Here is a 15,373-nt window from a genome sequence, read left to right on the forward strand (position 1 = left end):
ACCGGTTCAGGCGTCAAAGCGCGGCCGCCAGTGCCGGTCCGGTCTCGATATGCGGAATCGCCTCGACCAGCTTGCGCGTGTAGTCGGTCTTGGGATTGTCGAACAGCGCCCGGCTCTCCCCCTGCTCCACGATGCCGCCATTGCGCAGCACGATGGTGCGGTCGCAGAGCATGCGCACGACATTGAGATCGTGGCTGACGAACAGCAGCGCGATGTCATTCTCGCGGCGCAAGCGATCGAGCAATTGCAGCACCACCGCCTGCACCGAGACGTCGAGCGCGGCAGTCGGCTCGTCCAGCACCAGCAGCCGCGGCCGGCAGGCGATGGCGCGGGCAATGCCGACGCGCGCCTTCTGGCCGCCGGAGAGCTGGTGCGGAAAACGCGGCAGCAGATCGAGCGGCAAGCCCACCCGCTCCGCACACTCTTCCACCCGCTTGCGCAGCGCATCGCCCGCACGCATGCCGTCGAGCCGCATCAAGGGATGGGCGATGCAGTCGAACGCCGTGAAACGCGGGTTGAGGCTCTCGTTCGGGTCCTGGAAGACCATCTGGATGTCTTTGCGCAAGGGCGAACGGTGAAAGTCGCGCGAGGCGACGTGGCCGATCGACTGCCCGTCGAACACGATATCGCCTTCGCTCGGATCGATAAGACGGCAGATCATCCGCGACGTCGTGCTCTTGCCGGAGCCGGACTCGCCAACGAGCCCGACGCTCTCGCCGCCGGCCATCGTCATCGAGAAATCCGCGACCGCCGCGGAGCCCTGGTCAAAACGCTTGGCGAGCTTGCGCACCTCGAGGAGCGGTGGCGTCCCGTGCGGGAGCTCCTGCCTTGGCTTGCTGACGATCGTCGCATGCCGTTCCCGCTCCTCCTCCGTCACGAGATCCTCGATCCGCGACGTCGCGGTCGGCGATGCCGCCACCAGGCGGCGGGTATAGGCGTGCTGCGGTGCGCTGAAGAGCTTTTTGGGGCTCGCTTCCTCGACGATGCGGCCGCGCTCCATCACGGCGATGCGGCGGCAATAGCGTGCGGCGAGACCGAGATCGTGCGTAATCAGGATCGTCGCCATGCCGCGCGCGGCGGCAATGTTTGCGAGCAGATCCATCACCACCTTCTGCGTGGTGACGTCGAGGCCGGTGGTCGGCTCGTCGGCGATCAGCAGCGCGGGATTGCAGGAAATCGCGATCGCGATCATCACGCGCTGGCACATGCCGCCGGAGAGCTCGTGCGGATAGGCGTTCATCCGCGTCTCGGGGTCGCGGATCTGAACCGCGCGCAGCAGCTCGAGCGCCTCTGCGCGCGCGGCGTCCTTCGATATCTTCTTATGCGTGAGGATCGCATCCGCGATCTGCAGGCCGATCGCGCGGATCGGGTTGAGGGCCGCCCGCGGATTCTGGAAGATCATCGACATCGCGGCGCCCTGGAGCTGACGAAGATCATCGCCCCTGAGTTTTGTGACGTCCTGCCCGCGAAACAGGATCTTGCCGCCGGTGACGCGCCCGGCCGCATCGAGCAGCCGCGTCGTTGCAAAGCCGGTGACTGATTTGCCCGAGCCGCTTTCGCCGACGAGGCCGAGCATCTCGCCCTTCTCGACCGAGAGCGTCACGCCGCGCACGGCCTCGACCATGCCACGCCGCGTCGAGAACGAGACGTGGAGGTCGTTGATCCCTAGCAGCTCCTCGCTCATGTGCGCATCCGCGGGTCGAGAATGTCCCGCATCCCGTCACCGAGGAGATTGAAGCACAGCACGGCCATCATCAGCGCAAGCCCCGGAAAGGCCACCAGCCACCATCGCCCGGTCGAGATGAAGCGCGCCCCTTCCGCGACCATGATGCCCCATTCCGGCGTCGGCGGCTTGACGCCGAGGCCGATGAAGGACAGGCCGGCCGCATTGAGAATGGCCCAGCCGAGATTGAGCGAGATCTGCACTGCCATCGCCGGCAGGATATTCGGCAGCAGGAAGCGCAGCACCACCGAGAAATGGCTCTCGCCGCAGGCGCGCGCGGCTTCAACCCAGCCGACATTGCGGCGGACGTTGACCTCGGCGCGCGCGAAGCGGATGTAGAACGGAAGATTGATGATCGCGGTCGCGATCACGATGTTCTCGATCCGGTTGCCCAAGGCGGCAACCATCGCCATCGCCAGCACGAACAGCGGAAAGGCCATCATCACATCGACAAAACGGCCGACGCCTCGGTCGAGCTTGCCGCCGGCATAGCCGCAGAACGCGCCGACGACGGCGCCGATCACGAAGGAGATGCCGACCGCAGAGACGGCAATGGCAAGATCGAGGCGCGCTGCGATGATGAGGCGGCTGAACACGTCGCGTCCGAGCTGGTCGGTGCCGGCGAGATGCGCCGCACTCGGCGGCAAAAGAGCCTCCGAGACATTGGAGACCACGGGATCATAGGGCACGATCCAGGGCCCGAAGATCGCAATCAGGACGAACAGCGCAACGCCGGCCGCGGCAACGGCGGTGAGCGGATTGCCGCGCAGGATCCAGACCGAATGGCGGAGAGTTGCGCTGGTCATTCGATCGACACCCTGGGATCGGCGATGCCGTAGCAGACGTCGACCACAAGATTCACCAGCACGAACAGGCTGGCCATCAGCAGCACGAAACCCTGCACCGGCGCATAGTCGGAGGATAGGAGCGCATCGAGCGCATAGGAGGCGACGCCCGGCCAGGAGAACACCTTCTCCACCAGGACATTGGCGCCCAGCATGGTCGAGAACACGATGCCGGCGATGGTGATGACGGGCAGGATCGCGTTCCGCAGCGCATAAGTGACGACCACCTTGTGCCAGGACAATCCGACCGAGCGCGCAGTGCGCACGAAATCGCTGCCGAGCGAAACCAGCATCGAGGCCCGCGTGATCCGCGCCAGCGGCGCGATCACGAACAGCGCCATGCTTACCGCCGGCAGGATCAGCTGCTTGCAGGCGGCCCACCAGCCCTCGATATCTCCTGTCAGCAGGAAATCGATCGACAGGAACCCGGTCCGTTGCGGCGGCAGCGAAGTGAACACGTCGATCCGCCCGGTGGGATCAGGCGCCAGCCCGAGCAGATAGTAGAAGACATAGATCAGCAGCAGGCCCGAGACGAAGGTCGGCACGCAGACGCCGAGCGCGCAGAACAGCCGCACGCCGTGATCGACGATCGAGCCAGGCTTCAAGGCTGCGACAACGCCAAGCGGTACCGCCGCGATCAGCGCGATCAGGAGCGCCGTGAAGGTGAGCTCCAGCGAGGCCGGCAGCCGCTCGCGCAGGTCCTTCAGCACCGGCTGCCCCGTCATCATGGAGCGGCCGAGATTGCCGTGGCCGATGTCGGAGAGATAGAACACGAGCTGCTCCGGCACCGACCTGTCGAGCCCCATCTGCTTGCGGATCTGCTCGATCTCCTCCTTGCCGGCATTAGGCCCCGAGGCGAAGAACACCGCGGGGTCGCCGGGCAGCACGCGCATCAGCAGAAAGGTGAACACCAGCACACCGAACAGCGCCGGCAGCGACGACAGAAGCCGCCTGCCCGCCCGCACCATGGTTGCACCAAGACCGGTCGTCACCTCTGAGAGCTCCTCTCGTTGTCCGACGTCACTTGCGGCTGACGTCGCGATAGTCGACCTGGCGGTGGAACTCGTAGGTGTAGCCTTCGACCGACGACGCCATCACCGCATCCTGGTTCGGCTGCCACAGCATGATCTGCGGCATCAGATCGACATGCATCGCGTTGAGCTTGCGGCCGGCTTCCTCATACTTCGCCTTGTCCGGCTCGAACCGTGCCTCCTGCGCGATTGCGGCAAGATCCGAGTTGTTGATCGAGCTGTAATTCCAGCGCTGATTGCCGGTGTAGAAGTTGCGGTAGAAGTAATCGGTCGACGGCAACCAGGCTACGATGCCCTCGGTGTAGAAGGGAAGCTTCTTCTCGTTGATCTGCGTCGACATCTGCGCGTCCGGCAGCTTCTGGATGTCGACCTTGATCCCGATCTTGCCGAGCGACTCCTTCACCAGCGCGGCCATCGGCTCCGCGGTCGAGGACTGGCCGACGTTGAAGCTGAAGGTAGTCGAGAAACCCTCGGGGAGCCCGGCCGCCTTGAGATATTCCCTTGCCTTGTCGAGGTCGACCTTCACGGGCTGCTGGAACGGATAGATGCCGTTCAGCGGCTTGCCGTCCGGCCAGGTCGCGCCGAACAGCGGCGCGCCGCGGCTGAACAGGGCGGCCTTGAACATGTCGTCGTAGGGCAGCGCGTAAGCGATGGCACGGCGGACATTGACGTTGTCGAAGGGCGGCATCTGGTTGTTCATCGAGACATAGGTGATCGCATTGTACTGCGGGGTCGAGACCACCTTGAGCTTGCCCTTGGCCTCGAGCGACTGCACGTCGCTGGCCTGGAGATCGACGACGAGGTCGGCATCGCCGCGCTCGACCAGGTTGGCGCGGGTCGCCGGCTCCGGCACGGACTGAATAATCACGCGCTTGAAGAATGCGGGCTTGTTGGCCGAACCGCGGTTCCAGGTCTCGTCGCGCTTGAGGATGACCTGCTCGCCCGGCTTGAAGGTCTCGACCACGTAAGCACCGCTGCCGGCGGTGTGCTCCTTCAGCCATGCGGTGGCCCAGGGATCATCCGGCGTCGCGTGCTCTTTTGCCACCTTCGAGTTGATGATCAGGGGATAGACGGTGGCGAGATTGGGCAGCGCGAGCTTGTCGGGTTTCGGCAGCGTCACCTCGATCGTCAGGGGATCGATCACCTTGAACTGGTCCGCCGACGTCAATGATCCCGTCAGGAGCTGGGCCTTGCCGAGGATCGGCGCGGTGACGCAGCGATCGAGCGACCATTTGACGTCCTCGGCCGTGACAGGCGAGCCATCCTGGAACTTGGCGTCCTTGCGCAGGCGGAAGGTCAGTTTCAGCCCATCGGGGCTGACGTCGTAGGATTCAGCGAGCTCGCCGGTGATCGTGTCGAGGTCGAACACCCATTTGCCGTTGAGCTGCTTGCGGCCGAATGCCACCAGTCGATCATAGGTGCTCATGCTCAGCGCGAAGGATTCGCGCGTCGACCCGGGGATGTTGGGATCGAGCGTGTTGACGGCCGAGCCGGTGACATAGCGCAACGTCTCCGCCCTGGTTTGTGCCTGCGAAGGCGCGGTGGCAATGAGCAACAGCGCAGTGGTGGCGAGGACTGAGGCCGCAGGCCTGAAAGACACAAAACGCATTCGTTTTCCCCAAAATTTCGGCAAGAACGCCAGCAAGGCAGGTCAAGAAAGAAGCAAGTTGCGCGCCAATCCCGCAGAGGCGCTTCGTCGCGGCGGTGCATGGATGATCATCGCGATTCCTCCATTTTTCGCGCGGGCCGCGCAACCACGGCCTGCGGCACGTCATAGGCGCTGAGCGAAGCCCAGTGACGTTCGACATCGCCGCGAAACAGGCCGCGCGTCAGGCCATTGACCAGCTTGGGAATGGCGGTCGTCATCGCATTGATCGACGATCCCGACGGACCAAAACTCATGGTGGAGGCAATGGCGAACAGATGGATGTCTGAGATCCACGGCGTCTCGCCCGGCACACGCTCGGTGAAGGCGTAATCGTCAGCGAGATAGGGAAAGCGGCCGAGCCGCGCGTTGTGCTCGCTCGCAGGCGGCTGATAGCGATCGGCCCAGGTCGCGATATTGCCGGCGAAGCGGCGCAGCTCGCCGCGGCCGGCAAAGTTCATGTCGATGCCGGTGCCGCAAATGACGAACTCCGCCGTGATCGTGCCGCGTGGCGTGTGCAATTCGACACCGCCATCGGTCTGCCTGGTGCCCTCGACCGGCGCGCCCTCGTGCAGTGTGAAATTGGCGTGACGCGCGCAGCGGTCGTAGGTCGGCTGCGGAAATCCTTCGCGCATCTCAAGGATCTTGCGCATGAAACGCCAGCGCCAGGCATCGTCGAGATCGCTGAGATGGCGCAGGAAGCCGCGAAAGGTGAGCCAGCGATAGGGCTGGATCACCTGGATCTGAGCACGGCGGCAGAGCAGATGCACTTCGGCGGCGCCCGCCTCCAATGCAGTTGCAGCATTGTCGAAGGCGGAGGCGCCGGCGCCAATCACCGCGACGCGCTTGCCGCGCAGGCTTTCGAAGTCGATGTCGTCGGCAACAGTTGCGACCGAACCTGCCGGCAGATCGCGCAGGGGCTCGGGAATCATCCAGTCGCCCATGCCCTCCTGCCCCGTCGCCAGCACGATCTTGCGGGCATAGAGCGTCTCGACGCCATCGGCGCGTCTCACACGCGCGGCGAGCAGACCGTCTGACGCAGGCGCAATCTCCAGAAGCTCGCAGCCGCTGCGCACGGGCAGACCGATCGTGCGCCGCAGCCAGAGCAGATAGTCCGCCCAGTGCTCTCTCAGGATCAGATTCAGCTCCTGCCAGCTCTCCTTGCCGAAACGGGCTTCGTGCCAGGACTGATAGGTCAGGCTCGGGATATCGAGGTCAGGTCCCGTATAGTCCTTCGGGCTGCGCAGCGTCGGCATGCGGGCATAGGTGAGCCACGGGCCCTCCTTCCCTTCCTCGGCCTTGTCGAGCAGCAGGATGTTGCCGACGCGCGAGCGCATCAGGCCGAAGCCGATCGCGATGCCCGACTGGCCGGCGCCGACAATTAGGACATCGAGCGCCGGCTTGCCATCCGGTCCCGTCTTCGGCTCGAGCCACGCGGCGCCCGGATGCGCGATCATCGCGAGATCGGCGCGCACGGTCGCTTTAAGCTTTGCCAGCGCGTCGCTCATGCCGCGAGCCAGCCTCCGTCGACCACCATCACGGTGCCGGTCGTGAACGAAGACGCATCACTGGCGAGATGCAGCGCGGTCTGAGCGATTTCTTCCGCCTGACCGAAGCGCTTCATGGCGTGGCGGTTGCGGGAGGCTTCGCGCACCTCGTCCGGATTGGAATGGCGGGCAAAGCTGCGGCGCAGCATCGGCGTGTCGATTGCGCCGGGCGCAATCGCATTGACGCGAATACCGTCGGTTGCGAAATCCACCGCCATCGTCCGCGTCAGGCTGACGATGGCGCCCTTGGCGGCGATATAGGCGCTGTTGCCCTTGCCGCCGGCAATCGCAAGCTGCGATGCCAGCGTGATGATCGAGCCGCCCTTCTGCCGCTGCATCTGCGGCACTGCGGCCCGCGCCCACAACCAGGTGCCGCCGACATTGGCGCGGAACACCGCATCCCAATCGTCCAGGCTCGTCGTCAGCACGGTACCGCCGCAAGAGAAGCCGGCAGCCGTCATCAGGATGTCGAGCCGGCCGAGCCGCGCCACGACGTCGCCGACAACAGTCTCGGCGAAACCGGCATCGCCGACGTCCCCGACATGCGTCGTGGCGTTGCCCACAAGGCTCAGCGTTTCCTGAAGGCCCGCGGCATCGCGATCGACCAAAGCTAGATGCGCGCCCTCCTCCGCAAACAGCTTCGCGCTTGCACGACCGATGCCCGAAGCTGCTCCCGTGATGATGGCCGTGCGCCCCCGCAGCCGCATTTCAGATCCACTCCTTGTGATGGGACAACCAGGCGCTCATCGCGGCGGCGGATTCAGCGCAGCCGAGCTGCGCGCGCCAACCGAACTCATCCGCCATCCGCGTCACCGACAGCGGCGCGCGATAGGATCCATGCAGCTTGATGGCCGTCTGCTCGCCGGGCGCCGCAAGCCGGCATTGCAGGCCGGGATGCAGCGCCGCAAAGGCCTCGCCCCATTGCAGCGCTGGCCATAGCCCACCGCGGGAGATGTTGTAGAGCCGATGGCGCGGCCGCTCCGCTTCGATGAGCAGTGCGACGGCTTCGGCCGCATCCGGCGCGTAGATCCAGTCTCTCATGCCTGCTTCAGGCATGACCGCCGGCTCGCCGCGCGCAAACGCAGCCAGGATCTGGTACTGGAGACTTGGCGTGTCGCGTACCGAGCCGGGCCGCTCCCATGGACCGAACACGGCGCTCAGACGCACGCTCAGGAAATCGCCGCCAAAGAGTTCGGCATGGCGCGCCACCGATCGCTCCGAGGTGAACTTGCTGATGGCGTAGAACGAGACCGGATCGCAGGGCGTTTCCTCGTCCAGAATCTCGACCCGTGCACCCGCGGCGCCATAAGCCGAGGCCGACGAGAGATTGACGACACGGCGAACTCCATGACGGATCGCCGCGAGCAGGATGGGGATTTGCGCCATCACGTTGATTTCGAGGACGCGCGAGGTCGACGCCCGCTCGAGTTCATCGCCGGCCGTCACCGCGGCGCCCAGCACGATCGCATCGCAACCCGCAGCAATGAGGGCGTCGATGGCGTCTGCGTCGGTGATATCGCCCTGCACGGCTTTGAGCCGTGCGCCGTAGTCAGCAAGCGATCGCCGCGCGGATGGCGGCAACTCTGCGCGGTCATACAGCGTGACGTCATGCCCGCGCGCGAGCAGCACCTCGGCAAGATTGAGGCCGACAAAGCCGGTGCCGCCGAAGATGACGATCTTCATCGCGCGCGATCCACCGTCACAGCAGCTTCGCCCCAAAATTCCGCTCGGGATCCATGTCGGCGACGAGCCGCCCCGTCGGCTTTGCCGCCTCGCCGCCGCTGCGCGCCAGGAATTTTCCGCTGCCGGCGGACGCGAGGCACTTGTTGCCGTCGATGATCACCCGGCCGCGCGAGAGAACGCTAACCGGCCAGCCCTTCAGCTTGCGACCTGCAAACGGCGTGTAGCCGGCGAGGTCGTGCATCATCTCGTCGGCGATCACAGTCTCGCGGTTGGGATCCCAGATCGCAATATCGGCATCAGCGCCGACCGCGATCGAGCCCTTGCGCGGATGCAGATTGTAGATTTTTGCCGGCGCGGTCGAAGTCAATTCGACGAACTTTTCCAGGCCGAGCCGACCCTTCGACACCATCACGTCGAACAGCAGCGGCAGCCGCAGCTCCAGTCCGGGCAGGCCGTTCGCGACCTGCTTGAAGTTCGGATTGGGTCCGGCGCGCAGCTTGCCGGTCTCGTCGTAGCGATACGGCGCATGATCGGACGAGATGGTCTGGAGATCGCCGAGCGACAGCGCCTGCCACAGCGCTTCCTGGTCGGCATGCGTGCGCGGCGGCGGACTGCACATCCACTTGGCGCCCTCGGCGCCCGGCTTGTCGAGATCGTTTGCGGTGAGGAACAGATATTGCGGACAGGTCTCGGCGTAGACCTTCAACCCCTGCCCGCGCGAATCGCGGATCACCTTGGCGCCTTCGGCCGTGGACACATGGAAGATCATGATGGGCTGGTCGATCAGCGCCGCCATGCCGATCAGTCGCGTAAAGGCTTCCGCTTCCGAGACGCGGGCATGGCTGACGGCGTGGTATTTCGGCATGGTGTAGCCGCGCGCAAGCAGGCGCTTCACCATCCAGGCGATGATGCCGTGATTTTCGGCATGGGCGCACAACATCGCGCCGGACTGGCGCGCGGCCAAGAGGATATCGAGCAATGGCTCGTCGTCGACCTTGAGCCGGTCATAGGTCATGAAGATCTTGATCGAGCCATGGCCCTGCTTCACCAGCGCAGGAATGTGCTCCTCGACCGTCTCCTTGGTCGCATCCGCGATGATCATGTGAAAGGCGTAGTCGATCACGGCGCCCTTCTTGGCCAGCGCGTGATAATCCTCCACCACCTGCGGCAGCTTCATGCCGACATGCTGTGCCGCGAACGGAATTACCGTGGTGGTGCCGCCGAAAGCGGCGGAGACGGTCGCGCTCTCGAAGGTGTCGGCATTCATGATGCCGGCCGCGGACAACTGCTCGATATGGGCGTGGCTGTCGACGCCGCCGGGCAGCACCAGCTTGCCGCGCGCATCGATCTCGCGTTTCGCCGCCGGAAGCCCGCGGCCGATCGCTGCGATGGTCTCACCGGAGATCGCGACATCGGCCTCGAACACATCGGTCGTGGTGGCGACGCGGCCGCCGCGGATGATCAGGTCGTATGTGGGTTCAGTCATGAGGCACTCCATGATATGCCTGAGCTACGTGATCGCCATTTCAAGGGAAGACCAACATGCCCCGGCCGCGCATTCTCGTCATCAATCCGAATTCCAACCCTGCGGTCACGCAAGGGCTGGAGGACGCCTTGAAGCCGCTCGGTTTCGAGGGTGGGCCGGAACTGGTCTGCCAGTCGCTGGCCGAGGGTCCGTTCGGCATTGAAAGCCAGGCCGATGTCGACGGCGTTGCGATGCCGCTGCGCCGGCTGGTCGAAGGCGACAACAGCTCGGCTGCGTTCGTCATCGCCTGCTACAGCGATCCCGGTCTTCAGGTCTGTCGCGAAGGCACCGACCGGCCGGTGTTCGGCATCGCCGAGTGCGGCGTGCTGACGGCGCTGGCCCGCGCCGAAACCTTCGGCGTCATCGCGATTGCCCAGCGCTCGATCCCGCGCCACATGCGCTACCTCAGGCAGATGGGATTGACCGACCGCCTCGCCGGCGAGCGGCCACTCAACATGAGCGTCGCCGAAACCGCCTCGGGCGAAGGCACGCTGGCCAGGATGATCGACATCGGCCGCGCGCTGCGCGACGAGGACGGCGCCCGCGCCATTGTGATGGGCTGCGCCGGCATGGCGCGCCATCGCCGTCCGCTGGAAGACGCGCTTGGCATTCCCGTGATCGACCCGACACAGGCGGCCGTCACCATGGCACTGGGTACGGTGCAGTTCTCGGCTCACTAGGCGTCCTTCAGCTCGTTGGCGTCCTGCCGCGCGAGCCATTGCGCGTGGCTCTCGCGCGCAAGCGCAAACGTATCCCGCTGCGTGGTATAGAGATTGCCGAACATGCGGCCGATCGGCCGGTAGGCCTCGAGATCGACATACATGTTGGCCTCGTCGACGAGGCCGTCCCGGGCATGAACCCTGAGCACCTCGCCGACCAATAGCTCGCGATCAGGCGAAAAATTCAGCACGACATGACGCCGGCATTCCAGCGCAAAGGGTGCCGCGGCCAAGCGCGGAACTTTCACATCGACCGAGGGAAGCGTCGCAAGCCCGGTCGCCGCGACCTCGCTGTCGCCAGAGGGAAAATCGACCGCGCAATCATTCATCGCGGCAGACAGCGCCTCGTCCACCATGTGAACCACGAACTCGCCATCGCGATGGATGTTGCGGGTGGTGTCCTTCGGGCTGTGATCCGGCTTGTGCTGGAGCCCGAGCACGATCAGTGCAGGGCTTTCGGAGAAGACATTGAAGAAGCTGAAGGGCGCGGCGTTCACCGCTCCGTTCGCGTCCAGCGTCGTTACCAGCGCGATCGGCCGCGGCACGACCACGCCGCAAAGCAGCTTGTAGCGATCGCGCGGATCGAGCTCGCGCAGGGAAATGCCGGATGTACTGTTGCCTGCCATCGGCGTCATTTCTCCGGCGGCGGCACCGCGCCGGTCTGGCTGGTGATCAGGCCGTAATGCTCGATGCGGCGATGCTGGGCAAAATTGAAGATCGTGGTCTTGCCGAAGGTGGTGGCGTCGAGGTCGCAGGCGTGAACCAGGACCTCGTCGCCCTCCGTCTTGGCCTCGGCGACGATCTCGCCATCGGGATCGACGATCAGGCTGCCGCCGAACAGCGGATGGCCGTCCTCGACGCCCGCCTTGGCCACCGCGACCACCCAGGTCGCGTTCTGATAGGCGCCGGCCTGCACCGAGAGGCGGTTGTGGAACAGGCGCTTCTCGACGCCTTCCTCGCTCTTCTCCGCATTCACCGACGGCGTGTTGTAGCCGATCAGCACCATCTCGACGCCCTGCAGGCCCATGACGCGATAGGTCTCGGGCCAGCGCCGGTCGTTGCAGATGGCCATGCCGATGATGCCGCCCAGCTCGCGCCAGACGTTGAATCCGAGATCGCCCGGCTCGAAATAGCGCTTCTCCAGATGCTGGTGCGACCGCTTGGTGTCGTAGTCCACATGGCCCGGCAAATGGACCTTGCGATATTTGCCGACGATCTTGCCGGACTTGTCGGTCAGGATCGCGGTGTTGAAGTGATGCCCGTCCGGCGTCAGCTCGGCGTAGCCGAAATTCATCGCCATCTGATGCTGCGCCGCACGCTCGAACAACGGCTTGGTCGCCGCATTCGGCATCTCACGCTCGAACCAGGTATCGAACTCGGCCCGGTCCTCCGAATACCAGCGCGGAAAGAACGTCGTCAGTGCCAGTTCCGGATAGACGATCAGGTCGGCGCCTTTGGCTTTCGCCTCGTCCATCAGCGCGATCATGCGCCTGACCACGGCCTCGCGGCTGTCGGCCTTCTGGATCGGGCCCATCTGGGCGGCGGCAACAGTGACGATACGCATCAGCGGGTTCCTGGTTTCTTGAATTTTTTGGTGAGGCTGGGGATCGTAGCTTGAGGGGCGTGCCGGCGCGCGCAGCATAACGCGGTCTTGCGCCGTTTTTCCAGCCAAGCAGCTTTCATGCCGTCCGCCCCCATTCGGCATCCTGCAAAAGCCGCCAGTTGATCTTGTTGCTGGCGGTGCGCGGCAGCTCATCGACGAGGACGACGGCGCGCGGCGCCTTGTAGCTCGCCATCGCGCCGCGAGCCCAACCGACGATGTCGTCCGCCGAAATCGTCGCGCGCGCGGCTTCGTCCAGCACCACCAGCGCCTTGACGGTCTCACCGCGGTAGTCGTCGGGGGTCGAGACGATGCAGCATTCCCGGATGGCGCGGTTCTGGTACATCGCGGCCTCGACCTCGGCCGGCCACACCTTGAAGCCGCTGACATTGATCATCCGCTTCGGGCGGTCGACCGCGAAGAAATAGCCTTGGGCATCGCGATAGCCGAGATCGCCCGTGCGCAGGAACCGCTTTCCCGAGAGCTCGATGAAGGACTCAGCGTCGGCCTGCGGCCTGTTCCAATAGCCTTGCAGCACCTGCGGCCCGTGCACGACGATCTCGCCGACGACATTGTCGTCGAGCTCGATCAAAGTCTCGGGATCGACGACCCTCGCATCGGTCTCGTGCACGGCAATGCCGAGACATTGGCGCTTCGGCGCAGCCATCGGATTGAGATGGGTCGGCGACATCGTCTCGGTCATGCCGTAGCCCTCGACGAAATCGAGGCCGAAGCGGCCTTTGAGCCGTTCGGCCACCGCGGTCGGCATTGCCGCACCACCTCCGGTCAGCACCTTGAGTTTTGCAAAGCACCGATCGCGGAACCGGACGCTGGCGAGCACATCGACGATCATGGTCGGCGCCGCGTTCCAGAATGTGACGCTATAGGTCTCGAACAGATCCGGCAGCAGATCCTTGTCCCAGCGCGCCATCAACAGCAGCGTGGCGCCTGTCACCACAGCGGCATTCATCGAGCCCTGCATGCCCGCGACGTGGAACAGGGGCATGAAGCCGGTCATCACATCGTCGCCGTCGAGCCCATACCAGCGTGCCTGCAAGACGGCCGTGAACAGCGCGCTGCGATGCGTATGCATGCAGGCCTTGGGATTGCCTGTTGTGCCCGAGGTGTAGGGCAGGATCATGAGATCGTCCGGCCCCGCGCTCATTGCGCCGGGCTGCAAACCTTGCGCGATCGCAGATGACCAGGAATGCCGGCCTGGCGACGGCGGCACCTCCGACGGCGCTTCAGTCACGCAGGACGGCAACGTGTAGGGCGTCGCGTCCGGGATCTCGTCGCGATACTGCACGACGATCGTATGAGTGATAGCTTCGCCCGCCAGCGGCGCAAATATGTCGTTGAGCTCGCTTCCGATGATCGCGACCTTGGCGCCGCTGTCTTCGGCGAGATAGTCGATCTCGGCCGTCTTGTTCATGGGATTGACCGGCACGATCACGGCGTCCGCCCGCATCACCGCGTAGTAAGCGATGACATATTGCGGCGAGTTTTGCAGCGCGATCATGACGCGATCGCCGCGCGTCACGCCGCAAGCGTTCTGCAGGAAGCCGGCTAAGGCATCGACCCGCTCGCGTAGCTCGGCATAGCTCAGGCTCGCACCATAAAACACCGTCGCCGGATGCGACGGCCGATCCATCGCCGCGCGTGCCAGCGCGTCGTAGAGCGTCCCCTCCGGCATCGCGAGATGCCAAGGCTCGTCCGCCGGCCAGGCCGGCGAGCGGTAGGACGCTGCGGGGTCTGCGCTCACCCGTGCTCCTCGTCTGCGATGTCGAGGCCGTGGTCGAGCGCATCCAGCAACCGCTCGGCTTCCTGCTCCGAGATCACCAGCGGCGGTGCCAGGAACAGCGAGGTCTGCTCACCGCTGGTGCCGATCACGGCGCCCGCCTCCAGTGCCCGCTCCGCCACCCGCGAGGCAATCGGCACTTCGGTCGTATCGGCATGCCAGCTGCGCCAATCCGGACCGTGCAGTTCCACCGTCCAGTGCAGCCCCTGCCCCGCCACGCGCTGCACGCTCGGATGCTTTTGCGCGATCGCGAGCAGGCGGCGGGTGAACAGCTTTTCGAGCTTCCGGACGTGCTCCAGAATCTTGTCGTCGCTGACGACTTTCAGGTACGCACTGACGGCAGCCATGCTGATGGGATGGCCGCGCAGCGTGCCGTAATTCTGCCAACTCGTGCCCTTGAGCCGCTCGACGATGTCCTTCGACACCACGACCGCAGCCACGGCCGCCGCCCCGCCGCCGAGAGATTTTCCGAGCGTCACGATGTCGGGGCGGCTTTGGGCGCCCTGGAACGCGAACCAGCGGCCCGCGCGGCCCGCGCCCGTGACGACCTCGTCCGCGATCCAGTACGATCCCGCTTGCCGGGCGTGGCGCGCCACCTCGTCCTGATAGGCGCCGTCGTAATAGATGCCACCCTGGGTGTAGTCGATGATCGTCGCGGCCGTGTCCGAAAGCAGGCGCGTGGCATCCGCCAGATATTCGCTGGGCGGGGTGTTGTTGGCCGGCGCGCCATAGATCGCGCCATCCGGCGCCCGGAGAATCCGCACCGGCGCCATCGGCGCCGGCAGCTTCGAGCCGCCTGCGTGCACCGCGAGGCCGCCGTGCCATTGCGGCTGCACCGTCATGGCACGGGAGAGGCCAGTGATGCCGTGATAGGCGCGCTCGCGCGTCGCCAGCGCAGACCGCTGCGTCAGCGCCTGACAGAGCGACAGCGCCATATCGTTGGCCTCGCTGCCGCTGATGCAGAAGCGCACCGCGCCGACCCAGTCGTCCTCGCCCTTGAATGCCGTCGCCATCAGATCGTCGGCCGCCTGCTCACGGCCGACCCAGGTCCAGCCTTCGTTGACAACAGGCGTATCGGCCGCGCGGCGGATCGCCTCCACCATCGCCGGGTGACGATGGCCGAGGCCGCCGCCGGTGTTGCTGCCGTCAATCAGCTTGCGGCCATCGGACAGGTGAAAATAGACGCCCTCGCCGCCGACGACGGCCATCGGCGCGGCTTCGCCCGCATTCAACCCGGTTCGCAACAATTTGCTCATC

The 15,373-nt window shown here is 65.2% G+C and carries 13 protein-coding genes; 1 reads left to right on the forward strand and 12 read right to left on the reverse strand.

Features of this window, described 5'->3' with window-relative positions:
• Positions 1 to 13 precede the first annotated feature (13 nt).
• The 8 genes from IVB46_RS22980 to hydA all read right to left on the reverse strand — a co-directional run bounded on the left by IVB46_RS22980 (position 14) and on the right by hydA (position 9,960).
• Complete coding sequence (locus tag IVB46_RS22980) at positions 14 to 1,684, reverse strand: ABC transporter ATP-binding protein (RefSeq protein ID WP_247308785.1); 1,671 nt, start codon at positions 1,682 to 1,684, stop codon at positions 14 to 16.
• Positions 1,681 to 2,529, reverse strand: coding sequence for an ABC transporter permease (locus IVB46_RS22985; RefSeq protein ID WP_008131147.1), 849 nt, complete (start codon positions 2,527 to 2,529; stop codon positions 1,681 to 1,683). Before IVB46_RS22985 ends, IVB46_RS22980 begins: the two co-directional genes overlap by 4 nt.
• Positions 2,526 to 3,560 carry an ABC transporter permease gene (locus IVB46_RS22990; RefSeq protein WP_247308783.1) on the reverse strand — a complete coding sequence of 345 codons (1,035 nt, stop codon included), beginning with the start codon at positions 3,558 to 3,560 and terminating at the stop codon, positions 2,526 to 2,528. Before IVB46_RS22990 ends, IVB46_RS22985 begins: the two co-directional genes overlap by 4 nt.
• Positions 3,561 to 3,588: 28 nt before the next feature.
• Positions 3,589 to 5,208, reverse strand: coding sequence for an ABC transporter substrate-binding protein (locus tag IVB46_RS22995; protein WP_247308781.1), 1,620 nt, complete (start codon positions 5,206 to 5,208; stop codon positions 3,589 to 3,591).
• Positions 5,209 to 5,315: 107 nt separating this feature from the next.
• The gene (locus tag IVB46_RS23000; protein WP_247308780.1) at positions 5,316 to 6,752 is read right to left on the reverse strand and encodes an NAD(P)/FAD-dependent oxidoreductase; all 1,437 of its coding nucleotides are present in this window, start codon (positions 6,750 to 6,752) and stop codon (positions 5,316 to 5,318) included.
• Positions 6,749 to 7,498, reverse strand: coding sequence for an SDR family oxidoreductase (locus IVB46_RS23005; protein ID WP_247308779.1), 750 nt, complete (start codon positions 7,496 to 7,498; stop codon positions 6,749 to 6,751). The genes IVB46_RS23000 and IVB46_RS23005 overlap by 4 nt, the downstream gene beginning before the upstream one ends.
• 1 nt (position 7,499) lies before the next feature.
• Positions 7,500 to 8,474: an NAD(P)-dependent oxidoreductase gene (locus IVB46_RS23010; RefSeq protein WP_247308778.1), complete on the reverse strand. Its 975-nt coding sequence runs from the start codon at positions 8,472 to 8,474 to the stop codon at positions 7,500 to 7,502.
• Between the two features lie 16 nt (positions 8,475 to 8,490).
• A complete protein-coding gene (hydA, locus tag IVB46_RS23015) occupies positions 8,491 to 9,960 on the reverse strand; it encodes a dihydropyrimidinase (protein WP_247343526.1) in 1,470 nt (489 codons plus the stop codon).
• A gap of 56 nt (positions 9,961 to 10,016) precedes the next feature.
• Here hydA and IVB46_RS23020 point away from each other — a divergent pair, with 56 nt between their 5' ends.
• Positions 10,017 to 10,679, forward strand: coding sequence for an aspartate/glutamate racemase family protein (locus IVB46_RS23020; protein ID WP_247308776.1), 663 nt, complete (start codon positions 10,017 to 10,019; stop codon positions 10,677 to 10,679).
• Here the strand turns inward: IVB46_RS23020 and IVB46_RS23025 are convergent.
• The 4 genes from IVB46_RS23025 to IVB46_RS23040 all read right to left on the reverse strand — a co-directional run bounded on the left by IVB46_RS23025 (position 10,676) and on the right by IVB46_RS23040 (position 15,372).
• The gene (locus tag IVB46_RS23025) at positions 10,676 to 11,353 is read right to left on the reverse strand and encodes a flavin reductase family protein (protein WP_247343528.1); all 678 of its coding nucleotides are present in this window, start codon (positions 11,351 to 11,353) and stop codon (positions 10,676 to 10,678) included. The two genes, IVB46_RS23020 and IVB46_RS23025, sit on opposite strands and share 4 nt — an antisense overlap.
• The gene (locus IVB46_RS23030; RefSeq protein WP_135215861.1) at positions 11,350 to 12,282 is read right to left on the reverse strand and encodes an N-carbamoyl-D-amino-acid hydrolase; all 933 of its coding nucleotides are present in this window, start codon (positions 12,280 to 12,282) and stop codon (positions 11,350 to 11,352) included. The genes IVB46_RS23025 and IVB46_RS23030 overlap by 4 nt, the downstream gene beginning before the upstream one ends.
• 115 nt (positions 12,283 to 12,397) lie before the next feature.
• Positions 12,398 to 14,080, reverse strand: coding sequence for a long-chain-fatty-acid--CoA ligase (locus IVB46_RS23035; RefSeq protein WP_247308774.1), 1,683 nt, complete (start codon positions 14,078 to 14,080; stop codon positions 12,398 to 12,400).
• Positions 14,077 to 15,372, reverse strand: a complete 1,296-nt coding sequence (locus IVB46_RS23040) for an aspartate aminotransferase family protein (protein ID WP_247308773.1) — start codon at positions 15,370 to 15,372, stop codon at positions 14,077 to 14,079. Before IVB46_RS23040 ends, IVB46_RS23035 begins: the two co-directional genes overlap by 4 nt.
• Between the last annotated feature and the right edge of the window lies 1 nt (position 15,373).

The organism is Bradyrhizobium sp. 61, from assembly GCF_023073075.1.
Classification (GTDB): domain Bacteria; phylum Pseudomonadota; class Alphaproteobacteria; order Rhizobiales; family Xanthobacteraceae; genus Bradyrhizobium; species Bradyrhizobium barranii.